Annotated in this window: 2 protein-coding genes and 1 pseudogene; all 3 read left to right on the forward strand. The window is 72.8% G+C overall.

From position 1 onward, the window contains the following. Nucleotides 1–465 (forward strand): annotated as a pseudogene (locus ACFQ7Q_RS34785) (acyltransferase); the annotation flags it as partial. Continuing rightward, the gene (locus tag ACFQ7Q_RS34790; RefSeq protein ID WP_383562295.1) at nt 462–9,764 is read left to right on the forward strand and encodes an SDR family NAD(P)-dependent oxidoreductase; all 9,303 of its coding nucleotides are present in this window, start codon (nt 462–464) and stop codon (nt 9,762–9,764) included. The pseudogene ACFQ7Q_RS34785 and the gene ACFQ7Q_RS34790, both read left to right, overlap by 4 nt. 26 nt (nt 9,765–9,790) lie before the next feature. Then, nucleotides 9,791–15,339, forward strand: a 5,549-nt coding sequence (locus ACFQ7Q_RS34795; RefSeq protein ID WP_383562297.1) for a beta-ketoacyl synthase N-terminal-like domain-containing protein, incomplete at its 3' end; no start/stop codon positions are given.

A 15,339-nucleotide genomic window follows, 5' to 3' on the forward strand; every position in this document is an offset into this window, starting at 1 on the left:
TCGACCGTGACGGGTGGCTGGCACACCGCGCAGACGGCCACCGACCCCGGGTACTGGGGCCGGGCGATCCGTGAACCGGTGCGCTTCACCCAGGCCGTGGCCGCGCTCGGAGAGATCGGTGCGGGATCGGTGTGGGAGATCGGTTCCCATCCCCAGCTGACGTCGCTCGCCCGGGCGTCGTGGGGCGAGACGCAACCCGTGTGGATCAGCACCCTGCAGCGGGGCCGTGCCGATCAGGTTCAACTGCACAGCGCGGTGGCCGATCACTACAACCACACCCGCACCGACCTCGACTGGGCGGGGCTGCACCAGGGCAAGGGCCGGCGCACCACCACCATCCCCACCTACCCCTTCAACCGCCAGGAGCTGACTGCACCGCCCGCTCGTCGCAGCGGTACCAAGGCGAGCGCCCTCAGCCACCCGCTGTTCGACCGTCACTACGAGCACCAGAGCGAGGGACAGTGACGTACCCGGCCGAGACCTACGAGAAGACGTTCACGGGCCAGGAGCCCTTCATCGCCCAGCACCGTTCCGCGGGCATCGGGCTGCTGCCCGCCGCGGTGCAGCTGGAGATGGCGATGGTGGGGGTCGCCCGGCGCAGGCCGTTCAGCCCGCTGGAACTCACCGATGTGACGTTCCTGCGGCCCCTGACCATCGCCGACGACGCGGCGGCTCCCGTCCGGCTCGACGTGGCCTTCGGCCCGCAGACCCGCTTCGAGCTGAGCACCGTGGTGGCCGGCGACCGCAAGCCCCTGTCCACCGGCACCGGCCGGCTGCTCCCGGACGCCGTCCCGGCCACGTCCGCCGGCACCGGCAGGCAGATGACGGGCACGCGGACGATCACATCGGAGCGGCTGTACGACAGCTGGGCGCGTGAGGGTCTCCAGTACGGGCCCGACTTCCGTACCGTCCGGGAACTCGCCGTCGGAGACGGCGGGGTGGCCCGGGCGACGCTGCGGTCCGATGCCGAGCCCGTGCCCTGGTACGCGCATCCGCTGCTGGTGGACGGCGTGTTCCAGGTGGTCAGCTGCGCGCTCCAGGACCTCACGGGAGAGGCCGGCCCGTATCCGATGCTGCCGATCGGCGTCGCTCGGGTCGCGGTCCTCGCCGATCTCTCGGGTCTGTCGACCGGTGTGACCGTTCTCGTACGCCGGACGAGCGTCGACGGCGCGTACGCCACCGCGGACGCCCTCTTGCTGGGGCCCTCGGACGAGGTCGTCGCGGAGTTCGAGGGGCTACGGATGCGGCGCACGGCCGCCGTGTCGGGACCGGTGGTCGCTGCGGCCCCGGCGCGGGCTGCCGCGCTGCCCATCACCCGGATCGACTGGCGGCCCGCCTCGACGACCGACGAGCGGCACGAGCCGGCGACCGGGACGTGGGTGGTGCTGCACAACGGCGGTACGGGCAGCCTGGGTGAGCGCGCCGCCCGGCAACTGCGGGCCGAGGGAGCCCGCGTGGTGGAGGTCGGCGTCGGACCGTCCGGGGCGGAGGCCCAGGCACAGGCGCAGACCCAAGCCCACGCCCAGGCACAGACACAGGTCCATGCCGAGGCACAGACCCAGGCACAGACCCGGGCGTCGGCTCACGACCGTGATCGGCGCACGCTTGCGCAGCCGGACGAGGACGCCTTCCGGCGGCTCTGGGAGGAGGTGGGTGACCCGGTCGCGGGTGTGGTGCACCTGTGGAACACCGGCGATGGGCCCGACGGCGCTCCCGGGGAGGAGACGGAGCTCCGCCTCGGCCTTTACGGCTGCCTCGCCGCCCTGCGGACCCTCGGCGAGCGCCAGCGCAAGTCCCGCTTCTTCGTGGTGACCCAGGACGGACAGCCGGTCGCGGACGACGACCGGCCGGTGCCCGCGCGCGCTGCCCTGTGGGGCTTCGTCCGCACCGCCGCCATCGAGTACCCGGGCTTCCACCCGCGCCTCCTCGACATCGACGGGCTCTCCGAGGACGCGCTCCGCGCGGTCCTGGTGGAGCTCGGCGCCGGTGACGGTCCCACCGAGGTCGGCTACCGGCAGGGCGCCCGCCACGTACCCGTCCGGGTGCGCGACCGTTCGGCATACGCCGTGGCCGTGGGCGAGAAGGGGCCGATCAGGAAGGGTGGCCGCTACCTCGTCCTCGGCGGACACGGTGGTCTGGGCCTGGAGGTAGCGGACCGGTTCGCGCGGGAGGGTGCCGGCGCGGTCGCGCTGGTCAGCCGTTCCGGGGCGGCCGGTACCGACCACGACCGGACGGCCGCGATCGGCGCGCACGGATGCGAGGTCGCGTCGTACAGCGCGGACGTCACCACCCCCGGTGCCCTGGCGGCCGTGGTGGAGCGCTTCCGCGCGGAGTTCGGCGAGCTGCACGGCGTGGTCCATGCGGCCGGCACGCTCAAGGACGGGCTGATTCGCAGCGCCACCGCCGAGGACATCGCGGCGGTGATGCGTCCGAAGGTCGACGGTGTCCGGGAGTTGGCCGCCGCGGTGGCGGGGCTGGATCTCGACTTCGCGGTGCTGTTCGCGTCGGTCTCCGGCACGTTCGGCAACCTCGGGCAGGGCGGATACGCCGCGGCCAATGCCTACTTGGACGCCTTCGCGCAGGCGCACGGCTCGCCGTGGCTGAGCGTCGCCTGGGGCCTGTGGGGCGAGGTGGGTATGGGCACGGCCGTCGCGGAACAGCTGCGGCGCCGCGGTGTCCGGCCGCTGGACACCGCGGAGGGCCTGGACTCCCTGATCGCGGTACTGGGGGCGGCGGAGGACCCCCGGCAGGTGGTCGTCGCCCACCCGGACGCCGGCGACGTGGTCGTCGAGCTCGAAGACGGAGGCGTGGAGCTCGGCGCAGCCTCCGACGTGGGCACCGATGCCCGTGACGTCGTACAGGAGGCTGAAGTCCCGGCCGGAGAGGGCGCCGGGCAGCGGGTCGGGGACGCGCTGGAGCGGTTCCTGGCGGAGCGGCTGGGTGTCACCTCGTTCGACCGCGACACCCCGCTGTCCGACTACGGCATGAGCTCGATCATGAGCGTCGAGCTGTCGGAGGAACTGTCCCGGAGGTGGGGTATCCACCTCCCGGCGACGCTCTTCCTCGAGTACGGCGAGTTCGCCGAGCTGGTCGAGGCCCTGACCGGCCGTTACGGCGCTGCCGCCGCGGTCGCGGCGCCGGAGCACGCCGAGACGGTCGCCTCCGAAGAGACCGCCGGGTCCGCCGACACCGCCGGGTCCGCCCAGTCGGTCGCGTCCCAAGACACCGCCGGTTCCGCTCAGTCGGTCGCGTCCCAAGCGACCGCCCGGTCCGCGGAGTCGGTCGAGTCCGAAGGGACCGCACAGCCCGGAGGAGCCGCACAGCCCGCCGCAGCCACCGACACCGCCGACCCGCTCCCGGCCGCCTCCCCGGCGAACCCGGGCCGCCGGCGATACTCGGCCGCCGGTCGTGACGGGGACGTCGCGATCGTCGCCGTGTCCGGTGATCTCCCGGGCGCGGTCGGCGGAGCGGCGGAGCTGTGGCCCCTGCTCCGCTCCGGCGGTCACGCGTTCACCGAGGTGCCGGCCGAACGCTGGGACATCGACGCCCACTTCGAGCCGCGCGGTCCCCGGATGACGGGCACCTACTGCCGTACCGGCGCCTTTGTCTCCGGCATCGACCGCTTCGAGCCGGCCTTCTTCGGTATCTCCGTACGCGAGGCCGAGGACATGGACGTACAGCAGAAGCTGCTGCTGGAACACGCCTGGGCGGTGCGGGACGACAGCGGCCTCGCCGGCCGCCGCGACATCGGCGTCTTCGTCGGCGCCACCTACACCCATCACCGCGACGCGCAGGGGCTGGAGACCGTCGGACCGCACACCGCGCTCGGCTCCATGAACGCGGTACTGGCCAACCGGATCTCGTACGCGCTGGACCTGACCGGCCCTTCGCAGACCGTCGACACCCTGTGCTCGTCGTCCCTCGTCGCCGTGCAGCAGGCGGTCGCCGCGCTGCGCGCGGGCCACTGCGGCGCCGCCATCGTGGCGGCCTGCCAGGTCGGTCTGACGCCGTGGTACTACCGCAGCCTGAGCCAGCTCGGCGCCCTGTCCGAGACCCGGCCGAGGCCCTTCGACGAGCGGGCCGACGGGTTCCTCCCCGGTGAGGGCGCGCTGGCCGTGATGCTGAAGCCGCTCGCGGACGCGGAGCGCGACGGCGACCGGATCTGGGGAGTCGTCCGCGGTACGGCCGTCAACCACGGCGGACGCGGCAGCGCCCTGCCGGTGCCCCGCAGCGAGGCCCAGGCAGCGGTCGTCCGCGCGGCACTGGACGATGCCGGACTGGCGCCCGCGGACGTCTCCCTGATCGAGACGCACGGTACGGCGACGCGGCTCGGCGACCCGATCGAGATCGCCGCGCTGACCGAGGTGTTCGGCGGCGATCCGGACCGTGACGAGCCGTGCCACATCGGGACCGTGAAGGGCAACATCGGGCACCTGGAGCCCGCGGCCGGACTCGCCGGCCTGCTGAAGGTCCTGCTGTGCCTGCGGCATCGGGAGATCCCGCCCGTCGCCGGATTCGAGACCCCCAGCAGCCATCTGGACCTGTCCGCCGGACCGTTCGTGATCCCCGTCGAGCCGCGGCCGTGGACCTCGGACGGGCCGCGCCGGGCGGGAGTCAGCTCCTTCGGCATGGGCGGGACGAACGCGCACATCGTCGTGGAGGAGTACGTCGGGGAGATCGGGTACGAGGCGTCCGGCGAGGGCACCCGTACGGCCGCCGCCGGACCGGACGAGCACCTGCTGGTCCTGTCCGCGCACACCTCGGACGCCCTCGTCCGGCGCATGGCGGACGTCCGGCCGCTGCTGCGGCAGGGGGACGCGGCGAGCCTGGGCGCACTGTGCCGTTCCACCGCCGTCGGACGCGACCACCGGGCGTACCGGGTCGCGGTCCTGGGAGCCACGGCCGACGAACTGACCGCCGGGCTCGCCGAGGCACTGCGCCTGGCGGACCGGGCACCCGGCACCGTCGTACGCGGCGGAACCGTGCTGGAGAACGCTTCGACCGGGCTCGGCGTCGCGGCCTTCCGTTACGTCGGCGGCGGCACCGTCGACTGGGCCGGGGTGTACCCGGGCCCGTCGGCGCGCCGCCCCGCGCTCCCGCCCTATCCGTTCGGCTCGCGACCCGAGTCGGCCGGGCCGGCCGCGACGTCCCCGCGGAAGGACGTATCGGCCGTGCAGGTCATCGGGGACACCGCCGACGTCGCACGGCGGCTCTCGCGCGCCCACCGCGTGCTGGGCGAGGAGACCGTGCCCGGAGCGCTGCCGGTCGCCCTCGGCCTGCTGACGCGCGGTGCCCTGCGGCAGATCACCTTCACCGGCCGGGGGACCGGAGACCATCCCCTCACGAGCGATCTGGACGACCCCGCCCGTACCGGACCGGCCACCTTCCGGCACGCCGACCGGGTCATCGCCCGGCTCACCACCGCCGAAGCCCCGGCCGGGCCGCCGCCCGCCGCCGCGGACCTCGACGCCCTGCGGGCCGTGCTCGACCGGACGCTGGAACCGGCCGGGCTCTACGCCTGGTTCGCGGCGAAGGGCATGGAACTCACCGCGCCCCTGCGGTCCATCACCGAGGTGCACCACGGTCCCGGCCGGGTACTCGCGCGGATCGGCGTCCCGGCCGGCGGCGGCCCGTTGGAGGCGGAAGCGGTGGCGCTCGACGCCGCCCTCCAGGCCATGGCCGTACTCACGTTGGCGGATCCCGCGGCCCCTTCCGCCACCTATCTGCCGGTCTCCATCGGCCGGGCGGTGCGCTGGGCGGACGCGGCGCAGGCGGCGTTCGTCCTGCTCGAAGGCGCCGAGCCCGACAGCGACGGCACGCGACGCGGCGACGCGTCCCTGCTCTCCGCCGACGGCCGGGTGCTGGTCCGGCTCGACGACGTCGAGTACCGGACCGTGGCCGGGAACGGCGTGCCACGACCCGCTCCCACCCACCGCGCGCCACAGACCGCGGCGGCGGAGGCGGCCGTCGTCGAAGTGGTACGGAACGCCCTGCACGACCCCGGTGTCACCGCGACCACCTCACTGTCCACCGTGGGTCTCGACTCCATGCTGGCGACGGTCATCGCGGCCGACGTCGAGGCGGCGTACGGAGTGAAGCTCGGCCCGACGGACGTCCTGGACGCCGCGGACTGCCGCGCCCTCGCCGCGCATGTCGCCGAGCTGGCGGGCGACGGCGTGTTCGCCCCGTCGGAAGCCGACGAGCGGCGCGTCGCCGAACCGGACGCGAGCGATGGCGACCGGCCGACGGCTGCGGCGACGGCCCGCGACACGGCCTCCGACGACACCACGGTCGACCAGGACATCGCCGTCATCGGCCTGGCCCTGGCGCTCCCGGGCGCGGCGGACCCGGAAGCGTTCTGGTCGCTGCTCGCCGACTCGGGTGAGGAGATCCGTCCGGCTCCGGCCCACCGCTGGGGCCGGTACGCCGAGGGGAACGAGCCCGACGTCGGCGGATTCCTGGACAACGTGGAGGAGTTCGACGCCCGGTTCTTCGACTTCTTCCCCAAGCAGGCCGAGGTGCTCGACCCCCAGGCCCGCTGGCTGCTCCGTACGACCTGGGAGGCACTGGAGTCGGCCGGCCTCCCGCCGCGCCGACTGCCCTCCTCCACCGGTGTGTTCGTGGGAGCCAGCTACCAGCACTACAAGGACTACAACATCGCCCCGGAGCTGGACGCACCCAGCGGCCTGGGCAACCACAACGCCTTCCTGGCGAACCGGGTGAGCTTCTTCCTGGATCTGCACGGGCCGAGCATGACGATCGACACGTTGTGTTCGTCGTCTCTGGTCGCCCTGCACACGGCGGTGCGGAGCCTCCGCGACGGCGAGTGCGAGCAGGCCATCGTCGCCGGCGTCCGGGTCGCCCTCTCCCCGCTGCACTACGTCGCGATGAAGAACCTGCGTGCCCTGTCCCCCTCGGGCGCATCCCGGCCGTTCGATGCGGGTGCGGATGGGTTTGTGCCGGGTGAGGGTGTGGTGACGGTGGTGGTGAAGCCGTTGGGTGCTGCGTTGCGTGATGGTGATCGGGTTCGGGGTGTGATTCGGGGGAGTGCGGTCAATCACGGTGGTCGTACGAGTGGGTTGACGGTGCCGAGTAGTGCTGCGCAGCAGGAGGTGATTGCCGCTGCGTTGGGTGATGCGGGTGTGTCGGTGGAGTCGATCGGGTTGGTGGAGGCTCATGGGACGGGGACGTCTTTGGGTGATCCGATTGAGGTTGAGGGTCTGTCGCGGGCGTGGCGTGGGTTTTCGGATCGGTCGCAGTTTTGTGCGCTTGGTTCGTTGAAGGGGAATGTCGGTCATTTGGAGCCGGCGGCGGGGTTGGCGGGGCTGGTGAAGGTCCTGTTGGCGATGGAGTGTGGGGTTGTTCCGCCGTCGTTGCATGTGGTGCGGCCGAATGATCACATTCGTTTCGAGGAGACGCCGTTCTATCTCGCTGACCGTCCGATGGCGTGGCCGAGGGGTGTGGAGCCTCGGCGTGCTGCGGTGAGCGCGTTCGGCATGGGCGGGGTGAACGCCCATGTGATCGTGGAAGAAGCGCCGGCGGTATCGGTGCGTGGGGTGTCGGCGCAGGACTCGCACGTCGTGCGGGTGAGCGCGGCCGACGAGACCGCACTACGAACCCTCGCCGGCACCTACGCCGAGCGGTTCGAGGCAGCACACGACGGCTGGGAGACCGCCGACCTCTGCCACACCGCCAACACCGCCCGCTCCCCGCTGGAGTTCCAGACCGCGGTGTACGGACGTACGGCCGCCGAACTCGCCGCCCAGCTGCGCTCCGTCGCCGCCGGCAGCGTCCCGGTGGCCCGCGTCGACATCGACCTGACCGCCGAAGAGGCGGCGAGCCGCACCGGGGCGAACGCTGCGGCGCCCCTGCCCGCCGACGTCGTGGAGCTGGTCAGGGCGGGGTACGCGCACATCGACTGGACCTCGCTCTCCGCCGAGGGCGCCCGCGTCACGAACCTCCCCACCTATCCGTTCGCGCAAGGGTCGTACTGGCACACCACCGACCCCGCGCCCGAGCCGGGCCCGGTACCTGCGGGTGATGGCGAGGCGGTACGCATCGAGTGGCGGGTCCGGGAGCCGGCCCCCGCGCCCGCGGCGGGCCCGGCCACGGTACGTCTGGTCGCCGCCGACCCCGAGATCGGCCAAGCGCTGACGACGGCACTCCGCGACCGGGGCGTGACCGTCGTCGGGCCCGGTCGGCAGGCGGACACGACCATCGTGATCGACGCCCCGGGCAGTCGGCACGGTCAGGGCGGCGGCCGGACCTTCGACCTGAGCGCGTTCTGGGCCGAGTTGGGCGGCGTGATGCAGGCACTGCCCGCGCACGGGCAACTGCTGTGGGCCGGATTCCACGGCGCGGCCGTGCACCCCGACGAGCGCGGAGGGACGTCCCCCGAGCGGGCCGCCATGGCCATGGCCGTACGGGCCGCCGGAGCGGAGAGCCGCAAGCCCACCGCGGTCGTCCACCTGGACCCGGCCGACGCGGCCGACGTGCAGGCCGTCCGACTGGCGGCCGAGTTCGCCGCCCTGAGTGCCGGCCCGGCTGCCGGGGCCGACGCCGGCACGGTGGTCGCCGCCTACCGGCGAGGCGTCAGGTACACCCCGGAACAGGTCTCCGCACCTGCCAGCCCGCCGTACGCCCTGCCGGCCTCCGGGTACTACCTGGTGACCGGAGGACTGGGCGCCGTGGGGCTGCGTCTGACCGAGCGGCTGATCGACCGGGGAGCCAAGCGCATCGGCATCATCGGCCGGTCGGTCGTCGATGCCGAACGTTCCGCGCCCCTGCGGGAGCTGGCGAGGCGCGCCGAGGTCGAGTACCTGGCCTGCGACGTGTCCGATCCGGCGGCGCTCGCCGCCGCGGCCGGGCAGTTCGGCCGCCGCTGGGGTCGCCTGGTCGGCGTCGTGCACTCCTCCGGCGGGGTCAACCCGTTCGGAGCGATGCACCGGCGGACGTGGAGCGACGCCGAGAAGGTGCTCGCCCCCAAGGTCCCCGGCTCGCTGAACGTCGTACGGCTGGCCAAGGAGCAGGGCGCCGACTTCGCCGTCCTGGTGTCCTCCATCGCCGGTACGCAGGCACTGGCCGGCCGGGGCCTGGTCGACTACAGCCTCGCCAACGCCTACCAACTGGCCCTCGCCGAGCGGGAGAACGACTCCGTCACCACGGTGACCGCGCACGCGTGGCCCAACTGGACGGGCATCGGCATGAAGGCGGACGCGTCCTTCTCCGCCGCCCACTCGGTCGGCGCCGAGCAGGCACTGGACGCCTTCTTCGACCACCTGCGGTCGGGCGGCGCCGTGATCTTCCCCGGAAGCGCCCCCTCCACCCCGCCGGAAGCCGCCGAGTCCGTCGAGTCCGTCGAGCCGGCACCGCCGGCGGCGCCGGTCGAGCCGCGGGTGCTTCCCGCACCGGCGCCCGCCGGGCAGGACGTCGCGGGGATGCGCGCACGGGTCCGGGACGCCTTCGTCCAGGTGCTCGGGGAGGACCCGGGAGACCGTCCGCTCCAGAGGCTGGGGCTGGACTCCCTGGTGATCGCCGAGCTGACCACGGCCCTTGAGCAGCGCAGCGGCCTGACCGTCGATCCCTCGCTGCTGATGCGGGCACGCACGGCAGTCGAGATCGCGGCGGACCTCGCCGTCCAGGAGGCGCCCGCCTCCCACCGACCGACCACCACCGACCAGGCGGACGCACCCGCCTCCGCTCTGAGCGCCCTGCTGCGTCCACTGCTCGACCACGACCGACAGCGGGGACGGGGGCAGGCATGACCGGAGCGTCGAACGAAAGGACTGCTGTGAGCGAGCTCGACACCCGCATCGCCGTGATCGGCCTCGCGGTACGGCTCCCGGGCGCCGAGGACGTCGTCGACCTGACGGCCCTGCTGGGCCGCGACGGGGTCGAGGTCGGCGAGGTCCCGCCCAGCCGGTGGGCCCGCGAGCTGTACCGGGGCGAAGGACCCCACCAGGGCACGCACCACCGGGGCGGCTTCCTGGTGGATCCGTTCTCCTTCGACCACGAGGCGTTCGGCATGACCGCCGAGGACGCCGTGCTCCTCGACCCTCAGCAGCGAGTGATGCTGGAGGTCGGCGCGCGCGCCCTGGAGGACTCCGGGTACCTGGGAGTGCGCCGTCGGCTCGACGCCGGCGTGTTCATCGCGGCGCGCATGAACGCGTACGGATTCGACCAGGGCCGAGGCACGGTTCCGCCCGGCCCGGCGGGTCCCGTCGGCATCCCCGGGCCGGCCGCCCTGTGGGGCCGGTCGCAGAACTTCATGGCGGCCTGGCTCTCCGACCGCTTCGACCTGGCGGGCCCGAGCCTGGTGGTCGACACCGCCTGCTCGTCCTCGCTCTCGGCGGTCTGGCTCGCCGCCCAGAGCCTCGCCGCCGGGACCTGCGAGCTCGCCCTGGTCGGCGGGGTCGACCTGCTGATCGACCCGCTGACGTTCGTACTCCTCTCCCGGACCGGCGCACTCTCCCCGGACGGGCTGTGCCAGACCTTCGACAGCCGGGCCAACGGCTATGTGCCCGGGGAGGGGGCCGCCGCCCTGGTGCTGAAGCCGATGCCGACGGCGCTGGCCGACGGCGACCTGATCCTCGGAGCGATCAGCGGGGTCGCCGTCAACAACGACGGTCGCACCATGGGCGTCACCACACCGAACCTGGAAGCCCAGATCGAGCTGTTGGGCAAGGTGTACAGCACCATCGATCCGGCGACCGTCCAGTACGTCGAGGCACACGGCACCGGTACCGCCATCGGAGACCCGATCGAAGTGCGGGCGCTCACCGAGGTGTTCGCCCGGCACGGCGTCCCCCGGAACTCCGTCGCGCTCGGCTCCGTCAAGCGCCGGATCGGCCATCTGCACTCGGCGTCGGGGCTCGCCGGACTGGCGAAGATCATCGTCGCGATGCGCGAGGGCACCGTCCCGGCCGTGGCGGTGGAGTCGCCCAACCCGCGCCTCAACCTCGCCGACAGCCCGTTCCATCTGCCCGACACCCGTCTTCCCTGGCCGGACGCTCCCGTGCGCCGGGCGGCCGTGAGCGGATTCGGCTTCGGTGGCACCAACGCCCATGTGGTGGCCGAGGCCGCCCCCCGTACGGCCGGCACTTCCGCCGGGCCGGCGGAGGCCGGCAGGCAGTCCGCGGCGGTCCATGTGCTGCCGCTGTCCGCGGACAGCCCGTACACGCTGCGAGAACTGGTCGCCCAGTGGCTGGAGTTCCTGCCCACCCTGGCCGACGGACCCGGCGAACTCGCGGACGCATGCGCCACGGCCCGTCTGGCCCGGCCGCACCGTACCGAGCGGCTGGCCGTCGTCGGTGCGAACGCGGATCAACTGGCCACCGCCCTGCGCACATGGCTCCTGCGGGACGGCGCGGAGGCGACCGGTGCCCCCGGCAGCCCTCGTACCGCCGTGTCCGTACGTCCCGAGGCGGCCGCGGCCCCGCCCGCATGGCTGACGGCCCTCGACCGGTCCGTGCCGGCCGTGCACGAGGTCGTCGCCCTCTTCGAAGCAGCCACCGGCACACAACTGACCGCGTTCTCGGGAGAGTTGCTGCGGATCTCGTCCGGGGTCGTCCTCGCGATCGCGCTGCGCGACCTCGGACTGCCCGAAGGAGCCGTGGCCCTGCCCGCGGGCTGGGAGGCGGTCGGGGACTTCGTACGAGGACGCGTCCCGCTGGAGCAGGCGCTGGCCGATGTCCTGCGACGCGACGACGAATCCGTGGGTGACGCCCGGGACCCCGGCGGCATCGAGGGCCATGGCATCGAAGGCCACGACATCGGAGCACGGCTGGCCGGAGCCCGCGACGAGCGGGAGGTCGCCGTGGTTCTGGCCTCGGTCGCCGCCGCGCTGTTCCAGGCGGGCCAGAGCATCGACTGGGCCGCGTTCCAGCAGTCCATGGGCGGCTCGTGGAGCAAGCGCCTGCTGCCCGCCGCCCAACTGCGCGGCCGCGCCCTGAACCTGGCCGAGCCCCTGCGCTCCGCCGAACCCGGGGCGCCCGCGGAGCTGGTGTCGGACGAGGGGACCGCCGGGTACACGTTCTCCCGGGTGTTCGGTCCCGCCGAGGCACCCATCGCCCAGCACGCGGTGTACCGCACGCTCATGCTCCCGGGCGTGGCGTGGTTCGACTTCCTGCGCGAAGGCGCCGCACTGCGCGGCGAACCCTTCCACGGGGCGCGGGACATCCTCTTCCACCGTCCGCTCATCCCGTCCGGGGCCCACCGGGTCGTCGGCCGGGTCGACGCGGAGAACCGCTTCAGGGTGGAGGACCCCGAGAACGGGGAACTCTTCGTCACCGGCCGGCTCGCCACCGGGCCCCTGGCCGAGCCGCCGCTTCCCGTACCTCTCGCCGCGCTGCTGGCCGACTGCGCAGGCTCCGCCGTGCATGCCGGCTCGGGCCTCTACCGGTGGCTGCGACGGATCGGCTACCACCACGGTCGCTACTACCGGAACATCTCCTGGGTCACGAGCCTGCCGGACGGCGGCACCCTGGCCCGTATCGAAGGCGCCCGGCAGCGGGAGATGAACCCGCTCGGCGTGCAGTTGTTCCCCGGGCTCCTGGACAGCGTGACGGTCGCGGCGATCGACCCGGCCAACCCGGTGTTCGGCGCGGCGGACGCGTCCGCGTTCATCCCGCTCTCGGTGGGCCGCATGGACGTCCTCGGTCCGCTGGACGCCGCCGCCTACGTGCGGACGGAGATCGCCTTCTGGAACGACGAGGCATGCCGGGTCACCCAGACCGTGACCGACGAGGCGGGGGCGCCGCTGCTGGTCTTCGGCGACATGGCCTCGAAGCGGGTGCCCGTCCAGGCGTTCAGCGCGGGGGAGACGCCGGCGGTGGTGCCGGATGAGGTGGTTGCGCCGGATGCGCTGAATGAGGCGGTCGCGCCGCTCGTGACGCCTGCGCCGGTCGTGCCGCCCGTGACGCGTGCGCCCGTCGTACCGCTCGTGACGCCTGCGCCGGTCATGCCTGTGGTGCAGCCCGAGGCCGTTGCCGCGCTGCCGCCGGAGCCGGCTTCGCCCGCACCGACGCCCCCCGGTCCCGCGGCCCCGGCGGCCCCCGCCTCGCGGTCGGCGCGGGCGCTCACCTGGTTCCTGGCGTTGACAGGCACGTCCGAGGACCACATCGATACGGAGTTCCTGTCCGCCGGGTTCGACTCGGTGGGTCTGGTGACGCTGAGCGAGCGCATCTCCCAGGAACACGGCCTGTCCCTCTACCCGACGGTCTTCTTCGAGTACCCGACCCCCCGACAGTTCGCCGACTTCCTGGTGGACGAGGCACCGGAACTCGTCGACACGCTGGCGGTCCCGGTCGAAGAGGCACCGGAGGTCGCCCCGGCTGTCGTGCAGGAGCCCGCACCTGTCGTGCAGGAGCCCGTACCCGTGGCGCGGCCGACCGTCGCAGCACGCGCGCACGAGACCGAGGCCCCGGCCGAGCACCCGGCGGACGCCCCGGCATCACGACCGCGTGACGTCGCCGTCGTGGGCGCCGCCGTCAAGCTGCCCACCGCGGGCAACCTGGCCGCCTTCGCCGAGCTGCTCATGGAGGGCCGGGACACCGTCCGCCCGCTGCCGGAGGGCCGTTGGGACACGGCGGCGGGGCCGGTCCCGTACGCCTCCTTCCTGGACAGCGTGGACGAGTTCGACCCGGCCCCCTTCCGGATCTCGGCCCGTGAAGCTCCCCTGATCGACCCGCAGGCGCGGATCGTCTACGAGACGATCTGGGAGGCCCTGGAGGACGGCGGCCGGATCGGCAGGCGGGCCGACGGCGGCAAGACCGGCCTGTGGATCGCGTACAGCCACGACCACTACCACGAGGAGCGGGTGCGCCACGGCGTACCCGAAGGTCGCGGCCTCGGTCTCGAGGCGATGATCGCGAACCGGCTGTCGTACCTGATGGACTGGCACGGCCCGAGCGGGCTGGTCAACACACTCTGCTCGTCGTCCCTGGTCGCCATCCACTCGGCGCTCCAGCACCTGCGCACCGGTGACATCGACACGGCCGTCATCGGGGCCGTGCACGCCGGCATCAGCCCGGAGTACTTCCGCTCGATGGGGGACCTGATGGCCCTGTCGCCCCGGCACCGCAGTCGGGCGTTCGACAGCACCGCTGACGGCTTCGTCCCTGGGGAGGGAGCCGTGGCCGTGGTGTTGCGGCGGTACGACGACGCCCGGCGGGACGGAGACCGGATCCGGGGTGTGATCAAGGGAGCCGCCGTCAACCACGGGGGACGCACCACCCGCTACTCGGCACCCAGCCCGCGCGCCCAAGCGGATGTCATCACCGCTGCGTTGGGTGATGCGGGTGTGTCGGTGGAGTCGATCGGGTTGGTGGAGGCTCATGGGACGGGGACGTCTTTGGGTGATCCGATTGAGGTTGAGGGTCTGTCGCGTGCGTGGCGTGGGTTTTCGGATCGGTCGCAGTTTTGTGCGCTTGGTTCGTTGAAGGGGAATGTCGGTCATTTGGAGCCGGCGGCGGGGTTGGCGGGGCTGGTGAAGGTCCTGTTGGCGATGGAGTGTGGTGTTGTTCCGCCGTCGTTGCATGTGGTGCGGCCGAATGATCACATTCGTTTCGAGGAGACGCCGTTCTATCTGGCGGATCGTCCGATGGTGTGGCCGAGGGGTGTGGAGCCTCGGCGTGCTGCGGTGAGTGCGTTCGGTATGGGTGGGGTGAACGCCCATGTGATCGTGGAAGAAGCGCCGGCTGTATCGGTGCGTGGAGTCTCCGCGCAGGACTCGCACGTCGTGCGGGTGAGCGCGGCCGACGAGACCGCACTACGAGCACTCGCCGGAACCTACGCCGATGCTCTGGCCGGGACGTCCGGCGAGGAGCTGGGCGACTTCGCGTTCACGGCGAACACCGGCCGCGCCGCCCATCGTCTGCGTGCCGTCGTTCATGGCGGCGACGCTCGTGGACTGGCTACTGCTTTGAGGGATGTTGCCGCAGGCCAGGGCACTGTCTCCCGCCGGGGCGGTACCCCCGCTCCGACCGCCTTCATGTTCACGGGTCAGGGTTCGCAGTACGTGGGTATGGCTCGTGGTCTGTATGCGGTGGAGCCGGTGTTCCGGGCGGCGTTGGATGAGTGTGCCGGGTTGCTGGCGGGGCATGTGGATGTGCCGTTGGCGGAGTTGCTGTTCGGTGATGTGTCGGGTCGGTTGGATCGGACGCGGTATGCGCAGCCGGCGATCGTGAGTGTCCAGGTGGGTCTGGTGCGCTGGCTGGAGTCGGTGGGTGTTCGTCCGGATGCTGTCGTGGGTCACAGTCTGGGTGAGCTGACTGCTGCTTGGGCGTCGGGTGTGGTGGGTCTGGGTGATCTGCTGCGGTTGACGGCGGTGCGTGGGCGGTT

Origin of the sequence: Streptomyces sp. NPDC056527 (assembly GCF_042794475.1) — a bacterium.
In the GTDB taxonomy this organism is placed as follows: Bacteria; Actinomycetota; Actinomycetes; order Streptomycetales; family Streptomycetaceae; genus Streptomyces.